Source organism: Streptomyces sp. NPDC054932 (assembly GCF_053610205.1).
In genome coordinates, this window is record NZ_JBSGXU010000023.1 from 1 (window position 1) to 15465 (window position 15465).

At 71.6% G+C, this 15465-nt stretch carries 13 protein-coding genes; 7 read left to right on the forward strand and 6 right to left on the reverse strand.

The annotated features are described in order from the left end of the window. Positions 1-101: 101 nt before the first annotated feature. Positions 102-368 carry a hypothetical protein gene (locus ACWGE1_RS09415; RefSeq protein WP_453419928.1) on the reverse strand — a complete coding sequence of 89 codons (267 nt, stop codon included), beginning with the start codon at positions 366-368 and terminating at the stop codon, positions 102-104. A 49-nt stretch (positions 369-417) separates the two neighbouring features. Between ACWGE1_RS09415 and ACWGE1_RS09420 the strand changes: the two genes are divergently transcribed. Further along, a complete protein-coding gene (locus tag ACWGE1_RS09420) occupies positions 418-1317 on the forward strand; it encodes an NAD-dependent protein deacetylase (RefSeq protein ID WP_453419929.1) in 900 nt (299 codons plus the stop codon). 45 nt (positions 1318-1362) lie between these two features. Here ACWGE1_RS09420 and ACWGE1_RS09425 read toward each other — a convergent pair whose 3' ends face one another. Then, complete coding sequence (locus ACWGE1_RS09425; RefSeq protein ID WP_453419930.1) at positions 1363-3090, reverse strand: thiamine pyrophosphate-dependent enzyme; 1728 nt, start codon at positions 3088-3090, stop codon at positions 1363-1365. Positions 3091-3113: 23 nt separating this feature from the next. Beyond that, a complete protein-coding gene (locus ACWGE1_RS09430; protein ID WP_453419979.1) occupies positions 3114-4754 on the reverse strand; it encodes an FMN-binding glutamate synthase family protein in 1641 nt (546 codons plus the stop codon). Between the two features lie 131 nt (positions 4755-4885). Between ACWGE1_RS09430 and ACWGE1_RS09435 the strand changes: the two genes are divergently transcribed. Continuing rightward, positions 4886-5068 carry a hypothetical protein gene (locus tag ACWGE1_RS09435; RefSeq protein WP_453419931.1) on the forward strand — a complete coding sequence of 61 codons (183 nt, stop codon included), beginning with the start codon at positions 4886-4888 and terminating at the stop codon, positions 5066-5068. A 4-nt stretch (positions 5069-5072) separates the two neighbouring features. Further along, positions 5073-6080 carry a restriction endonuclease gene (locus ACWGE1_RS09440; RefSeq protein WP_453419932.1) on the forward strand — a complete coding sequence of 336 codons (1008 nt, stop codon included), beginning with the start codon at positions 5073-5075 and terminating at the stop codon, positions 6078-6080. 295 nt (positions 6081-6375) lie between these two features. Here the strand turns inward: ACWGE1_RS09440 and ACWGE1_RS09445 are convergent, their stop codons facing one another. Together ACWGE1_RS09445 and ACWGE1_RS09450 are read right to left on the reverse strand one after the other, a co-directional pair. Next, positions 6376-8463: a prolyl oligopeptidase family serine peptidase gene (locus tag ACWGE1_RS09445; RefSeq protein WP_453419933.1), complete on the reverse strand. Its 2088-nt coding sequence runs from the start codon at positions 8461-8463 to the stop codon at positions 6376-6378. A gap of 173 nt (positions 8464-8636) precedes the next feature. Beyond that, positions 8637-10418, reverse strand: a complete 1782-nt coding sequence (locus ACWGE1_RS09450) for an N-acetylglutaminylglutamine amidotransferase (RefSeq protein WP_453419934.1) — start codon at positions 10416-10418, stop codon at positions 8637-8639. A 612-nt stretch (positions 10419-11030) separates the two neighbouring features. On the opposite strand from ACWGE1_RS09450, the gene ACWGE1_RS09455 reads away from it, so the two are divergent. Continuing rightward, on the forward strand, positions 11031-11306 hold the full coding sequence (locus tag ACWGE1_RS09455; protein ID WP_453419935.1) for an isoamylase early set domain-containing protein: 276 nt from the start codon (positions 11031-11033) through the stop codon (positions 11304-11306). 42 nt (positions 11307-11348) lie between these two features. Here ACWGE1_RS09455 and ACWGE1_RS09460 read toward each other — a convergent pair whose 3' ends face one another. Further along, positions 11349-11744 (reverse strand): ATP-binding protein, encoded by a 396-nt coding sequence (locus ACWGE1_RS09460; RefSeq protein WP_453419936.1) that lies wholly within the window; start codon positions 11742-11744, stop codon positions 11349-11351. Between the two features lie 136 nt (positions 11745-11880). Here ACWGE1_RS09460 and ACWGE1_RS09465 point away from each other — a divergent pair, with 136 nt between their 5' ends. From ACWGE1_RS09465 to ACWGE1_RS09475, 3 genes are all read left to right on the forward strand, one after another. Further along, positions 11881-12618, forward strand: a complete 738-nt coding sequence (locus ACWGE1_RS09465; RefSeq protein ID WP_453419937.1) for a DUF72 domain-containing protein — start codon at positions 11881-11883, stop codon at positions 12616-12618. Between the two features lie 154 nt (positions 12619-12772). Then, a complete protein-coding gene (locus ACWGE1_RS09470) occupies positions 12773-13840 on the forward strand; it encodes an LLM class flavin-dependent oxidoreductase (RefSeq protein ID WP_453419938.1) in 1068 nt (355 codons plus the stop codon). 293 nt (positions 13841-14133) lie between these two features. Beyond that, positions 14134-15456 carry a hypothetical protein gene (locus ACWGE1_RS09475; protein ID WP_453419939.1) on the forward strand — a complete coding sequence of 441 codons (1323 nt, stop codon included), beginning with the start codon at positions 14134-14136 and terminating at the stop codon, positions 15454-15456. Positions 15457-15465: the final 9 nt, after the last annotated feature.

The window sequence follows — 15465 nt, forward strand, 5'->3', positions numbered from 1 at the left end:
GTGCGGTGGGGACCCCCGGCCCCGGAGCTCGCGCGCGAGCCGACAGAGGTGTCCGCAGGGGACGAACATCCCTGGCGGGGTCGGCGACACCGCAACCCCGCTCACGCCTGCGCCGCGAGGGTGAACTCCTTCACGAGCGTGGTGCAGAAGGCATCGAGGTCGTCGGGCTTGCGGCTGGTGATCAGTGTTGCCGGGGCCGCACTCCCTTCACCGGGGTGTCGGTCACCCCAGTAGACCGCCGCCGCCGCGGCGGAGCAGACCGGTGGATGCCGGGACGGCTCGCGCCCGGCGTTCGACTCGGTCCCTTCGCGCCTTCCCCGGCCGGCGGCCTTGAAGCGGAGCGCGGCGGATCCCGTACGTGGCCGCACGAGGGGGCGGTCCTGTGCCGGGGCCGGGCGGCTTCCGTACCCTGGCTGCATGCGTACGCGCCCCACTCTCAGCTGGACCCCCACCGAGGACCCGCGGCCGGGCAGCACGGATCCGGAGCCGGTCGCCGACGCGCTGAGGACCGGCGGCGTGCTGGTGCTCAGCGGGGCGGGCCTTTCCACGGAGTCGGGCATCCCCGACTACCGGGGCGAGGACGGAAGCCTGCGCCGGCACACCCCGATGACCTACCAGGAATTCACCACGAGCACGCAGGCCCGGCGCCGCTACTGGGCACGCAGTCACCTGGGCTGGCGCACCTTCGGCCGCGCCCGGCCCAACGCCGGGCACCGGGCCGTGACCGCGTTCGGGCGGCACGGCCTGCTCTCGGCGGTGATCACCCAGAACGTCGACGGCCTGCACCAGGCCGCCGGCAGCAAGGACGTGGTGGAACTCCATGGAAGTCTGAACCGGGTCGTATGCCTTTCCTGCGGCGCCTCCGGCGCACGCCGGGAACTCGCCCGGCGGCTGGAAGAGGCCAATGCCGGCTTCGATCCCGGGACCGCCCGGCTGAATCCGGACGGTGACGCCGACCTCACCGACGAACAGGTCGGAGGCTTCACCGTCATGCCCTGCTCGGAATGCGGCGGCATCCTCAAACCCGACGTGGTGTTCTTCGGCGAAACCGTTCCCCCGAACCGGGTCGAGCGCTGCCGCGAACTGGTCGATGCGGCGACCTCGCTCCTGGTCCTGGGGTCCTCGCTGACGGTGATGTCCGGGCTCCGGTTCGTCCGTCAGGCAGCCCAGGCGGGAAAACCCGTACTGATCGTCAACAGGGACCCGACCCGGGGCGACCGGCACGCCGCCACCCGCGTCGCACTCCCCTTGGGGGCTACCCTCACCGCCCTCGCCGACGGACTGAACATCCCCGTCGACGGCCGGACGGCGGACTGAACCAGGGACCTGCCGGGCCCGAGCGCCAGCGTCCTGCGGCGGCCGTCAGCCCTCACGGCCCGGCAGGAGCTCCTTGGCCTTGGCCACGGCGAAACCCCAGCCCTGGGCCACGGTCGGTTTGCCGGGCACGGCCACTTCCTCCGGGTTCGTGAGCACGTCCAGCAGGACCGGCCCCGGTGTCTCGAAGGCGCGGCGTACGCCCTCGTGCAGCTCGGCCGGGTCGGTGACCCGGATCCCCGTCAGGCCGAGGGCGGTGGCGACCGCGGCGAAATCGGGGTTGTCGAGTTCCGTGCCGAATTCGGGCAGGCCCGCCTGCTCCTGTTCCAGCTTGACCATGCCCAGGCGGCGGTTGTCGAAGACGACGAGCTTCACCGGCAGCCGGTACGTCTTGATGGTCATGAGGTCGCCGAGCAGCATGCTCAGCCCGCCGTCCCCGCAGAGCGCGACGACCTGCCGGTCGGGTGCCCACAGCTGGGCACCGAGCGCCTGGGGCATGGCGTTGGCCATCGAGCCGAGGTTGTACGAGCCGATCAGTCGGCGGTGGCCGCGCATGGTGACGAAGCGGGAGAGCCAGACGGTGGCCATGCCGGTGTCGGAGGTGAAGACGGCGTCGGCGTCGGCGCAGGCGTCCACCGCCGCGGCCAGCGCCTCCGGGCGGATGGCGTGCTCGCGGTTGTCCAGGGCGGCCCGCAGCTTCCCGGTCCAGCGGTGCTCGTGTGCGGGGTCGGCCAGCCGCTGCTGTCCCTCCTGCCAGCGGAGGTATCGCTCCCGGGCGTCGTCGAGGTGTGCACGGTCCGGGACCGCCTTCAGCAGCGGCAGCAGGGCCCGCAGCGTGGCGCCGACGTCGCCGGCCAGGCCCACGTCCACCGGGGTGCGGCGTCCCAGGTGGTCCTCGCGGGAGTCGACCTGGATCACCTTGGCGTCCTTCGGGTACCACTCCCGGTAGGGGAAGTCGGTCCCCAGCATGAAGAGCACGTCCCCGCTGTCGAGCGCGTGGGCGGCGGCGGGGTTGCCGATGAGACCGGTCTGGCCCACCTGGAAGGTGTTGTCGTCCTCGAAGCCCTCCTTCGCCTTCAGCGTGAGCACCATGGGCGCCGCCAGCAGTTCGGCGGTCCGCAGGACCTCGGTACGGGCCTCGCGGGCTCCCTGGCCGACGAGGAGGGTCACCCGGGACGCGGCGTTCAGCAGCTCGGCGGCCCGGGCGAGGGCCGGGTCGTCGGGCCGGGTGACGGCGCGGTCGAGGCCGAACCGCGTGGGCCTGTCGTCGCTCAGCTCCTGATCACCCAGGTCGCCGGGGACGGTCAGGACGGCCACTCCGCCCTGGGTCACGGCGGCGCGTACGGCCGATTCGAGCAGGCGCGGCATCTGGTCCGGGGTGGTGACGGTGGCCCGGTGGACGGCGACGTCCCGGAAGAGCAGGTCGTTGTCGACTTCCTGGAAGTAGTCGCTGCCGATCTCGGCGAGGGGGACCTGGCCGCAGATGGCCAGGACGGGCGTGCGGCTCTTGGCGGCGTCGTAGAGGCCGTTGAGCAGGTGCACGGAGCCGGGTCCGACCGTGCCCATGCACACTCCGAGGGTCCCCGACAGCTGGGACTGCGCCGAGGCGGCGAAGGCTGCGGCCTCCTCGTGCCGGCAACCGATCCAGTTCAGGCCGGCGGAGGTGCGGATGGCGTCGGTCAGCGGGTTCAAGGCGTCTCCGACGACGCCGAAGACGTGCTGGACGCCGAGTTCCTCGAGTGCGTCGACGATGACGTGGGCGACGGTGCGTGCCACGGGACTGCCCTTCGTTTGCCGGTTCAGCGGCCGGTTCGGCGAATGGAGTGGGTGAAGCGGTCGGGGTCGGCCTCCTTCCAGTCGGCTGCCCAGCTTTCGGGCGGTGATGCGAGCAGTTCCCCGGGGGCGAGCCAGGTGTGGAGTTCGGCGTACGAGCGGACGGTGTGCGGGTCCACCCGCTGGAGCAGCATGTGGGGGCGCAGCCCGCGCGCGTCGTCGACACCCATGGCCGCCATGATCTGCAGCGCGCTCTTGACGGTGGCCTCCTGGTAGCGCCGTACGCGCTGCGCCTTGTCACCGACGTCCAGGGCGCGGGCGCGCCGCTCGTCCTGGGTGGCGACCCCGACGGGGCAGGTGTTGGTGTGGCAGCGCTGGGCCTGGATGCAGCCGATCGCGAACATCATGGCGCGGGCCGAGTTGGTGTAGTCGGCGCCCTGGACCAGGCGTTTGACGATGTCGCTGCCGGTGGCGACCTTGCCGGAGGCTCCGATGCGGATGCGGTCGCGCAGCCCGGAGCCGACGAGGGCGTTGTGGACGGTCATCAGGCCGTCGCCGAGAGGCAGGCCGACGTGGTCGGCGAACTCCAGGGGTGCCGCGCCCGTGCCGCCCTCCGCCCCGTCGACGACGATGAAGTCGGGGGTGACGTCCGTCTGCCGCATGGCCCTGCACACGGCGAGGAACTCGCGGCGCGAGCCGACGCACAGCTTGAACCCCACGGGTTTGCCGCCGGCGAGCTCCCGCATGCGGGCCAGGAAGCGCACCAGCTCGCGCGGGGTGGAGTACACGCGGTGGAACGGCGGCGAGACGACGGTCTCCCCCTGCGGCACACCGCGCACCTGCGCGATCTCCGCGTTCACCTTGGCACCGGGCAGGACGCCGCCGATGCCCGGCTTGGCACCCTGACTGATCTTCAGCGACACGCACTTGACCTGCGGGTGTGCGGCCCTCTCGGCGAACTGCCGCTCGTCGAAGCCCCCGTCGTCGGTACGGCACCCGAAGTATCCGGTGCCGATCTCCCACACGAGGTCCCCGCCGGGTCGCCGGTGGTACTCGGACACGCCGCCTTCGCCGGTGTCGTGGGCGAAACCGCCGAGCTGCGCACCGGTGTTGAGGGCGAGGACGGCGTTGGCGGACAGGGAGCCGAAGCTCATCGCCGAGACGTTGAGCAGCGACATGTCGTACGGCTGGGTGCAGTCGGGGCCGCCGACCCGGATCCGCGGCGGATCGGCTGGTACCGGGTGCGGGGCCATGGACGGGGTGAGGTATTCGCTGCCGGGCCGGAGGAGGTCCCGCTCGGTGCCGAAGGGCTCCTCTGCGTCGGTGCCCTTGGCCCGCTCGTAGACGATGCTGCGGGTGTCGCGGTCGAAGGGGCTGCCGTCGATGTTCCGCTCGATGAAGTACTGCTGTATCTCCGGCCGCAGCGCCTCCAGAGCGAACCGGAGGTGACCGAGCAGGGGGTAGTTCCGCAGGACGGAATGGCGGCGTTGCAGGAGGTCGTACGAGGCCACCAGGACGAGCAGCAGCAACGGCACGGCCACGGCCCACCACCAGGGTGAGAGGAGGACGGCGGCGACCGCGGCGAGCGCCGCCGCGGCGCCGGGCAGGATCAGGGCAAGTGTCTTCAGCACACCCCGCTTGTGTCCCGACGGCCGCCCGCCAAGCATTCCAGGGGGCTTCTCCGCGAGCCAGGCGACCAGTTGCTCCCGTACCGCGCAGCGAAACCCTGCTGGGGCAGCCACTCATGATCCGGCCCGCACGGGGAACACGGCCGTCACCGACCGAAAGGGGCATGGACATGCTCGGCATCACCGCCGCAGTGCTGTTCTTCATCGCCTTCCTCATCAACGCCGCCACCATCAGCACCGACGAAGTGTTCAGCTCCACCAACTTCATGCTGATCGGCCTCGCCGCGCTCGCGCTCCACGTCGCCGGCATCGGCCACGGGTGGGCGGTCCGCGGCCGGGGCCGTGGGCGCTGACCCCATGGCATCGAGGGAAAGCAGGAGCGGGGTCGCGCGGCGCGGCGCGACCCTCGGGCGCGATCTGGTGCTCGCCGTGGGGCTCGTCGGTACAGCCGTGGGCGGACTGGCCGTCTTCGTCAAGGCCGCCTCGGCGGCCGGGACGCGGATGCCGGTCCTGCCGATGGCCACGGCGGTGGTGCTGCTGATCGGCGTGGCGTTCGCCCGATGGAGCGTGTCCCCCGTCGGGCGTCGCTCCTCGGCAGCGTCCGACCCGGGCGGGCGCTCCGCGACTGGCGTGCGCTCCGCAATGGGCGTGCGGCCCGCGACGGATCCGCCGGATGTGGGAGCCGATGCGCTGGACCATGGCGCGGCCGATGCCGACGGCTTCGAGCACACCGTCGCCGCTCTCTGCGTACGCGACGGCTGCACCCCGGTGGAAGTAGTGGGCGGCGCGGGCGACCTGGGCGCCGACGTGATCGCCACGACCCCGGACGGGCTGCGCGTCATCGTGCAGTGCAAGCACTACGCCGAGGACAACCGGGTCGGCTCGCAGGACTTGCAGCGTTTCGGCGGGACGTGCTTCGCCGTCCACGACGCCGACGTGGCGATCGTCGTCACCACCGGCCACTTCACCGCGCCTGCGCTGGAGTACGCCGCCACGTGCGGCATCGTCTGTGTCGACGGCGAGGCCCTGGCGGCCTGGACCGAGCCGGGCGTACGGCCGCCGCCCTGGGAACCGGACGCTGTCCACTCCGACCTCTCCCGGAGTGAGCCGACGGTCCCGCACACAGGGGCGTGGAGGGGGTGGCAGCTGCCGGGTACCGGGCAGCACCCGGTACCCGGCACCCCTTCGAAGTCGACCTCGAGGCCCGAACCGCCGGTGAGGGCGCCTCGGCGGTTCGACCAGCTTGAGCGCGAAGCCGAGCAGGACGGCGGTACGGGGTACGGGGGTCGTCGGACGAACCCCACATGCTGGACGTTCGGTGCGGGAGTCGGGTACTGGCGGACAGGCTGTTCGAAGTGGTCCTGATCCAGCTCTACCGCTGGATCCTCGGCCGACTGCAGCATCAGCCGGCCAGGGCGATCAGCCTTCGATACGCGAGCCGGTCGCTCCGTCGCGCGGTGAGGTGGACGTAAGGGTGCTGTCCCCCTCACGGTCGCGGCTTCGGTCTCGGCTCGGCAGAGGTGTCATACCTGGCGGCTTTCCACCCCGGCGCCACTCATGGAGACACGGCCGCCCCGACCCCGCTCCGCGGCATGCGCAGCCAGGTCGGTCAGGGCCGTCAGAAGCACCTCGGCCGTGTGCTTCGTTCCTGGCGGCCTGATCACGGGGTCGGGCCGAGATGCTGTTCCAGCCAGTCCGCGGCAGCGCGCCGGTAGAGCCGCCGATTGTCCGCCCGCAGGAATTCGTGGCCCTCGTTGCGCAACGTCAGCTGCCGCGCCGACACGCCGCGGTCGCGTGCCGCGCGGACGAACTGCTCCGACTCCGTCGGCGGCACGTTGGTGTCGTGCTCCCCGTGCACGGCCAGTACGGGGGCTCGCAGTTGATCGATGCGGCTCATCGGGGACAGGGCGCGCAGCAGTTCCCGGTCGTGTTCGGGATGGCCGTACTTGGCGGCCGCGGACTGGGCGATCCACGGCTCCGTACCGGCGAAGAAGGTGGCGAAGTCCGACATCCCGCAGACGGCGACCCCGGCGCGGAAGAGGTCGGGATGCCACACGAGGGAGGCCATGGTGAGGTAGCCGCCGTACGAGCGGCCCATCACCCCGAGCCTCAGCGGGTCGGCGTACCCGAGCGAGACCACGTGCGCGGCGCAGTCGGCGACGTCGTCGATCGCTGCGAACCGGCCGGCGCCGAGGTCGGCGTCCACGAAGGACCGGCCCCAGCCGGACGAGCCGCGGACGTCCGGGGCGAACACGTCCAGTCCCCTGCCGAGGAGCTCGTGGTAGAGCGGATTGAAGACGGGCCGTTCCTGTTCCTCCGGTCCGCCGTGGAGATGGATCACGCACGGGGCCGGGCGGCCCGGGTCCTGCTCCGGCGCACGGTAGTACCAGCCGCCGAGGACGAGCCCGTCCCGGGCCTCGCAGCGCAGGGGCATCGGGCGTACGGGGGGCCGCCCGGGCGGGACCGCGTCCTCGTCCCGCGCCGACCAGCCGGTGCGCGCGGGGACGAGGGCCTCGTCCAGTTCCCAGATGCCGGGCCTGCGCCGGGATCCCGACAGGGCGGCGAACAGCCCGCCGCGTTCCAAGGGCGCGATGCGAGTCACCACCTCGTGGGGCAGGACCGGATGGTGTCGCGGTCCGATGTCGCCGTCCGTACGGCGGAGGTGGAGTGCCACGCTTTCCAACTCGGTCGCGCCGTGGGCGTTCCAGGCAAGGACGGCCCACCGGCCGTGGCCGGGCACGGTCAGCAGATCGAGGGCGGACTTTTCCCGCTCCGCGGCTACGGACAGGCCTTGGGACCGGCCCTCCTCGTCCAGCCGTACCCGCAGGAGGGCCGCGAACTCCCGCTCCGCGTCGCTGCGCAGCCACAGTGTCCTCGCGTCGGCGGAGAACCGGCCGATCCAGGGGTCCCCGTCGGCGACGTGCAGCGCGAAGGTGGTGCGGCCCGCAGCGGTGTCGAGTACGAGGGCCTCCCGTCGGCCGCGCGGACCACGTCGGACGAGCGCGAAGCGGCCGTCCGCACTCATGTCGCAGACCCGGAGAGAGGCTGCTCCCTCCTCGCCGAACAGCAGAACAGGTCCGGTGGCTCCGTCGGGGTCCACAAGGTAGGCGGCCAGCCCGCCGCTCCGGGCCGGGCCGAGGCCGGCGGCCGACGCACCGCCCGCCACCGCAGGGACCGCTCCGAGCACGGACGGCGCGGGGCCCCGCCGGACCAGCTGTTGCGCGGCCCCTCCTTCGAGCAGGGTGGCCGGGCCGCCGCGCTCGGACCATGCCGAGCCCGGTGTCCTTCCGTCAGCCGGCGGCGCGCCCTCCGCGTCCGGCGGCAGATGTCCCGGTCCGGCGTGCTCCGAGCCCGCCGGGGAGGGCTGGGCGACCGTGACGGCGAGGGCGGCGCCGTCACGCGTCCAGCACCCGAGGTGAGCCGAGCTGCCCGGTTCGGCGCCCGCGAGTACCTGACGTCCGGTTCCGTCCGGGCGCACCACCAGAACCCGGGTGTGCTCGCCGCCCCCCGGCGCCGAGGTGTAGGCGATCCACCGCCCGTCCGGCGACCAGGAAACCTCGGTCACCGGGTCGGGGTCGCCGTCCAGCACGTGCACCTCCGCCCCCCGGGCGGGCCCGCTCCACAGCTGGGGGACCCCGGCCCGGTCGCAGATGAACGCCACGTGCTCGCCCGTCGGGTCGGCCGAGGGGTACCAGCATCCGTGGGCGGCCAGGAGGGTCGGCGGGTCGACGCCGCGATGGCCGGGCATCCGAACCGGCGCGGGGGCCGGCACCGGGTCCGCCGGGGGCGCTCCGGCGCCGGGGGGACCGGCAGTCCCGCGGGGTGCTGCGTGCACGTGCTTCAGGGAGTTCGTGTGCTCCTGGGGCATGGGCCGCCTCTCCCGGGCTTCCGCTTCCAAGTGCCGACCGCTCAGTGGTTCGCTCAGTGGATACCGTGCGTCTGCAGCCAGATTTCCAACGACGCGACCTGCCACAGGGTGTTGGCCCCGCGTTTGGTGCGATGGCGGTTGGGCGCCTCAAGAAGCTCGTGGACCAGGCGCTGGTCGAAGATGCCGCGTCGGCGTGCTTCCGGGGCCGTGAGGGCGGCCCGTACGCGAGCCAGCACGGGTTCGGCCATGTGCCGGACCGCAGGCACCGGGAAGTAGCCCTTCGGGCGGTCGACGACTTCAAGGGGCAGGATCTTGCGTCCGATGTCCTTGAGCACGGCCTTGCCACCCTGCGCGACCTTGAGCTGCGGAGGACAGGCGGCGGCCAGCTCGACGAGCTCGTGGTCCAGGAAGGGCACCCTCGCCTCCAGGCCCCAGGCCATCGTCATGTTGTCCACCCGCTTGACCGGGTCGTCGGGCATGAGCGCGTGGACGTCCATGCGGAGGGCCGCGTCGAGAGCGGTCGCGGCCCCCGGTGCGGCCATGTGCGCCCGGACGAACCCCATCGAGGCGTCGTGGTCGGCGGTGAGGGCGGGGTGCAGCATGGCGGTGAGATCGGCGTGCGTCCGGTCGAAGTACGCGTCCGCATACGCCTCGTCCGCAGCCGGCCGGGCTGCCGAGGCGATCCGCGGGTACCAGTGGTAGCCGGCGAACACCTCGTCCGCGCCCTGGCCGCAGAGCACGACCTTCACCTCCTTGGAGACCTGTTCCGACAGCATGTGGAACGCGACGGAGTCGTGGCTGACCATCGGCTCGCTCATGGCGCCGATCGCGGCTTCCAGCGCCGGCGGAAGCCGGTCGGACGGGATCATGAATTGATGGTGGTCGGTCGAGAACCGTCGCGCGATCAGGTCCGAAAACCGGAATTCGTCTCCGTCCTCGCCGTTCTCCGTCTCGAAGCCCATCGCGAAGGTCGCGAGGTCCTCCTGCCCCGCCTCGGCGAGCAGCGCCACGATCAGGCTGGAGTCCAGCCCGCCCGACAGGAGCACGCCCACGGGGACGTCCGCGACCGTGCGCCGCCGGACCGCCGTGCGCAGCGCGTCGTGCACCGCCTCCTGCCAGAGCGCCGGGTCCTCGCCGAGCTCGGAGTGCCGGGTGTACGACGGCTGCCAGTAGCAGTGGTCACGGTGCGTGCCGTCCCGCTCCACGACGCGAACGGTGGCCGGCGGGATCTTCCGTACGCCGGCCAGTACGGTGCGGGGCGCCGGGACCGTACCGTGCCAGCTCAGGTACTGGTGCAGCGCCACCGGGTCGAGGGACGTGTCGACTCCCCCGCCCTCCAGCAGGGCGGGCAGGGAGGAGGCGAAGCGGAGCCGGTCGGTGTCCTGGGTGACGTACAGGGGCTTGATGCCCAGCCGGTCACGGCCCAGTACGACACGGCCGGTGTGGTGCTCGACCACGGCGAAGGCGAACATGCCGATGAGAGCCTCGACGCACTCCCAGCCCCACTCGGCGTACGCCTTGACGACCACCTCGGTGTCGGAGCGGGAGAAGAAGCGATGCCCGAGCCCTTCCAGGCGTTCACGCAGCTCACGGTGGTTGTAGACGCAACCGTTGAAGACCGCGGTAAGACCCAGCTGCGCATCGGTCATGGGCTGGGCACCGCGCTCGGAAAGATCGATGATCTTCAGGCGCCGGTGCCCGAGCGCCACAGCGCCCTGCGACCACGCCCCGCGGCCGTCCGGTCCCCGCGACTCCAGGACATCGGCCATGCGTTCGATCGCGGCGAGGTCCGGCCGTCTACCGTCGAAGCGCATCTCCCCGCTCAACCCGCACACGGGGCACCCACCACACGTACGGCACCTCGGGGGCACCCGCCCGGGACCTCGCTTTCCGTGGAGCACCTGGTCACGTACGCCATCACTACACTCCTGTACGACTTCGGCCGACGACGGGCGGACCGGCCCGAACGGGCGATCGACATATGAGGCCCCTGCCCGTCGGAGCGCGCCTTAAGCGGACGCTCCTCCTCGCCGCCCCAGGGGCCGCACCGCACCGCCGATGCCGGAGTCGGCGCGGTCCGGATGCGTCAGCCCTCGACGCCGGTCGACGTGCGGGCGGCGCCCATGGGCTTGGACTCGGGGGAACCGCGCCGACCAGGACTACGTATGCCCGCGCACGCTCGCGCATCCGTCCCGTTTCCCCTGCAGACCACTCGACCGGCCCCGGGTCCGGCCGAGACGGGTGGAGAGCGGGACTGCCGGTCAGCTGCAGGCAACGGCCTGCCACGGCCCCCGCCCCGCGCCGTGGGGCCCGGCGGCCGGTGGCTCGCGGCTCGCGGCCACCCGGGTGACCTGCGCCCGGCCCACGGCCCCGTACCAGCGTGCACACGCACCGCAGCGAGAGGATGCACGAACCGATTCCCCCTTCTTCGCGGCTGGAGTCTTTCAGTGCTCGAACGCAAGCAGCTCAAGGGCCGTACCCAGGTCACCTTCACCCTCCCGGACAACACGCCGGACGGGCCCGTCAGCGTCGTCGGAGACTTCAACCACTGGAATCCCGCCGCCCACCCCCTGACTCCCCGCGGGGACGGAACCCGCGCCGCAACCGTCACGCTCCCCAGCAACAGCGCCCATTCCTTCCGTTACCTCGCGGCCGGCGGCCACTGGTTCGACGACGAACAGGCCGACAGCCACGACGGCACCAACGGCCGCCTCCGCACCTGACCCGCCGCCCACCGCAACGGTCGACGCCGGCCTCCGGCGCCGCTACCACGGGGCGCGGGCGCAGATGGTCTTGCCACCGTCGGGGGTGGGCTCGATGTGCACGTCGGTGGTGAGGTGATCGATCAGTTGCCATCCCCAGCCGCCGGTTCCGTCGATGTGGGGCGGGCCCGGCCTGGGCGGGTCGGGGCTGGCGTCGGTGACGCAGATGTCGATGTGATCACCGTTCAGTTCGAGATGGAGCGATGCGGGCCCCTGGGTGTGGCGAATGACGTTGGCGACCAGCTCCCCGACGACCAGGAGCACGGCGTCGTCATTCCCGGGCCGGGTGGGCGGCCGAACGCGGGCCGCGTGGTGAAGAAAGGCACGGGTCGCATCGCGAGCCGACGCCGTGGGCTGCCCGCTGCGGGGCAGGGACCGATCGAGGACGGGTATGCCCATACCTCCTCCTTCCGCCGTGGCTCCACAAGGCACCTGCCCGGTCCTGGAAGGAGAAACCCGGCAACGCCCCGCGAAGGCATTGCTCCCCCTCGTGCCTTGGCGGTGTGCGCAGCGCGCGAGAGGGCAGGCGAACCACATGGCCGTTTTCGTCGGCACCTCGGGATGGCAGTATCGGGACTGGTCGGGCGTTCTCTACCCATCGGACCGGCCCCAGCGGCTCTGGCTGGAGGAGTACACACGGCATTTCCCCACCGTGGAGCTCAACAACGCCTTCTATCGGCTGCCGTCGCCGGAGACGTTTGCCCAGTGGCGCGCACGGACCCCACCCGGCTTCGTCATGGCCGTCAAGGCCAGTCGGTTCCTGACACACGTCAAACGCCTCCGTGACCCGCAGGAGCCGGTCCGACGGCTCATGGAGCACGCCGCTCCCCTGGGCGACCGGCTGGGTCCGGTCCTGCTCCAGCTCCCGCCCACGCTGCGCGCCGACCCTCCCGCGCTCGACGCCTGCCTCGCGTCCTTTCCCACCGGCACTCGCATCGCCGTCGAACCACGGCACGAGTCGTGGTGGACGGCGGACGTACGCTCCGTGCTCGTCGGCCGCGGCGCGGCCCTGTGCTGGGCCGACCGCCGGTCGCGGCCCGTGACACCGCTGTGGCGGACGGCCGACTGGGGTTACGTACGTTTCCACGAGGGCCGTTCCCGGCCCGCGCCCCGGTACGGCCCTGCGGCCCTGCGGAGCTGGGCGAAGCGGATCGCGGACACCTGGCCCCGGGACGCGGACGTCTTCGCCTACTTCAACAACGACGCCGGCGGAGCAGCCGTTGCCGACGCACGGTCGTTCAGCGGTTTGACGGGTGGACCGGAGGTCGTGTGACCTCCTTCCTCGGGAGAACGACCACGGCCACGACCGTGTGGGCCCGGGAGCTGGTTCCCGTCGGCGCACGACAGCGCCGGCTTCGGACGCCACGGGCGCCGGGACCTGCCATGCTGAGCAGGTCGACTTCGGTCCTCACGCCTTGGAGGCCCTGATGCGTGCAGGTGTCGTGGTCGCCGCGCAGCCCGGTGTGGAGGACCTCGCCGTGCGGGCCGAGGAGTTGGGCCTGCACAGCTTCTGGGTCAACGACAGCCCGATGGTCCACGGCGACCCCTTCGTCGCCCTGAGCCTGTGTGCGAAGGCCACCAGCCGCATCAGGCTCGGCATCGGCGTGACCTCACCGGCGCTGCGCTCGGCCCCTGCCGCCGCGAGCGGGCTCGCCAGCCTCAACGCCCTGGCACCGGGCCGGATCATCTGCGGAGTCGGCACCGGAAACACCTCCCGGCGCACCCTGGGCATGCGTCCGACCACGGCGGCCGGGCTGGAGAACTTCACCCGTGTACTGCAGGACCTGTGCGCCGGACGTTCGACGGAGTACCGCGAAGGTGACCGGGTCCGCGACATCCGGTTCCTGCACGCCGGGGCGCACGTGAACACCGCCGACCCGATCGAGTTCGTCGTGGCCGCGCTGCTCGGACCGAAAGCCGCCGCCGTCGCCGGCCGCCGCGGCACCGGCCTCATCTCCTTCGGCCTGCTGGACCCCACCGCCTGGCACGCGCTGCACGACACCCGCCGCCACGCAGCCCAGGGCCCCGATTCCCACACGGGCGCCCGGGCGGACTCCTACGTGGTCACCTCGCTCCACCTGCTCGACGAGAACGAGGACCCCCACGGCGACGCGGCCCGGGACGCGACGGGCCATCTCGTCCTGTCGCTGCTGGCCTTCGCCGCCGACACGGCCGCCGACACACCCGCCCTCGCCGAGCAGCTCCGCCCCGAGGAACGCGAGGCGGTGCGGCGGCTCCTCGACCGGCGGGGCACCACCGCCACGGCGCCGGACCGGCACATCAAGCTCTACCCCGACTACCTCGGACGCATCGCACCGCAGGACCGGGACCTGGTCCTGCCCTCGCTGATGAACACCCTGGCCCTGGTCGGCACCCGCGAAGACCTCCTCGCCCGTATCACCACCCTGGAACAGGCCGGCGTCGACGAACTCCTCATTCAGCCGGTTGTCGATCCGCCCACCGAGATGGCCGTGCTCACCGAACTCCTCGCCTGAGCCGACCAGCCTGCTGCACGTCTTGACCCCATTCCTGGCGCCACACCGTCGAAGTCCGCAGGTCGGCCGCACATGTGGCGGGACGTCATGGACAGCCACCGCTCTCCACCGGAGGCGATGCCTCCCCACGCCCTTGACGGAGGTGCCGACACGCCGGTTCCCGGTGCCGGGCCAAAAGTGGCTGTGAATTGACGCACAGGGATCCGGAGTGCGGGAGGAGTGCCGACAAGTTCTATATTCATACGAACCATCAGCACGCGGCCCGTCTGCGGTGATCAGGGGGAACAACTGAGATGGCCGACACCGACACCGCTCCGGACGTCCGGACGGAGTCCCGGAAGACCCGCAAGATGCACAGGAAGGCACAGAACCGCAGACGCCTGGGCATCGGCATGGCCGTGATCGCCCTGGGCGGGGCCGCCGCAACCGCGTACGCCTTCACGCTGGGCGACTCCTCGGACACCGCCCAGCGCGACGCGAAGCCCACGGCCCCGGATGCCGTGGCGGACGAGGCCGCCGCCGCCAAGGTCCCGGAAGAGGCCTGGGACGGCAAGGTCAAGGTGCTCGGAGACGGCTCCACCTCCTACACCGGACCGCAGCCGGGACAGCTCAAGCCCGAGCGGCTGAAGCCCGGTGAGAAGCCACCGCAGTTCGTGGTGTTCTCCTGGGACGGCGCGCTGGAGGGCGACGACCACCTCTTCTCCCACTTCCGTCAGGTGGCCAAGCAGAACAAGGCCCACATGACCTTCTTCCTCACGGGCATCTACCTGCTGCCGGAGAGCAAGAAGACGCTCTACCGCCCGCCGCAGCACAGCCCGGGCTCGGCCGCGATCTCGTACCCGACCGTCCCGCACGTGAAGAGCACGCTGGGGCAGCTGCGCGGTGCCTGGACCGACGGCAACGAGATCGGCTCGCACTTCAACGGGCACTTCTGCGGGCCCAAGGGCGGCGGGGAGTGGAGCCCCGCCGAATGGAAGAGCGAGATAGACCAGACGTACTCGTTCATCAAGAACTGGAAGACGAACACCGGTTTCACCAAGGAAGCACCCCTGCCCTTCGACCCGGACCGGGAGGTGGTCGGCGGCCGTGCGCCCTGTCTGGAGGGCCAGAAGAACCTCCTGACCGCGATCAAGCCGTACGGCTGGCGCTACGACGCGAGTTCCTCGGGAGACTTCCAACTGTGGCCGACCAAGCAGGACGACATATGGAACTTCCCCCTGCAGCTCATGCCGCTGCAGGGGAAGGAGGTGCAGGTCCTCTCCATGGACTTCAACTTCCTCTTCAACCAGTCGGGTGACAGCACTCAGGGCGACCCGGCGAAGTTCCCCGCTTGGCAGGCGCAGACCCGGGGCTCGTACATGAACGGCTTCAACCGGGTCTACAACGGCAGCCGGGCGCCCATGTTCATCGGCAACCACTTCGAGGACTGGAACGGCGGCATCTACATGAAGGCCGTCGAGGACGTGATGAAGGACGTCTGCCCGCGCCAGGACGTCCGCTGCGTGTCGTTCCGGGAACTGGCCGACTGGCTCGACGCCCAGGACCCCCAGGTCCTGGCCCGACTGCGCTCGCTCGATCCCGCGCAGGCACCGGACTGGACCCAACTGGTCAAGTAGCCGTGCCGG

Coding starts and splice junctions, on each gene's coding strand:
- ACWGE1_RS09420 (WP_453419929.1), top strand. CDS start 418: ATGCGTACGCGCCCCACTCTCAGCTGGACCCCCACCGAGGACCCGCGG.
- ACWGE1_RS09430 (WP_453419979.1), bottom strand. CDS start 4,754: ATGCTTGGCGGGCGGCCGTCGGGACACAAGCGGGGTGTGCTGAAGACA.
- ACWGE1_RS09435 (WP_453419931.1), top strand. CDS start 4,886: ATGCTCGGCATCACCGCCGCAGTGCTGTTCTTCATCGCCTTCCTCATC.
- ACWGE1_RS09440 (WP_453419932.1), top strand. CDS start 5,073: ATGGCATCGAGGGAAAGCAGGAGCGGGGTCGCGCGGCGCGGCGCGACC.
- ACWGE1_RS09445 (WP_453419933.1), bottom strand. CDS start 8,463: ATGCCCGGCCATCGCGGCGTCGACCCGCCGACCCTCCTGGCCGCCCAC.
- ACWGE1_RS09460 (WP_453419936.1), bottom strand. CDS start 11,744: ATGGGCATACCCGTCCTCGATCGGTCCCTGCCCCGCAGCGGGCAGCCC.
- ACWGE1_RS09465 (WP_453419937.1), top strand. CDS start 11,881: ATGGCCGTTTTCGTCGGCACCTCGGGATGGCAGTATCGGGACTGGTCG.
- ACWGE1_RS09470 (WP_453419938.1), top strand. CDS start 12,773: ATGCGTGCAGGTGTCGTGGTCGCCGCGCAGCCCGGTGTGGAGGACCTC.
- ACWGE1_RS09475 (WP_453419939.1), top strand. CDS start 14,134: ATGGCCGACACCGACACCGCTCCGGACGTCCGGACGGAGTCCCGGAAG.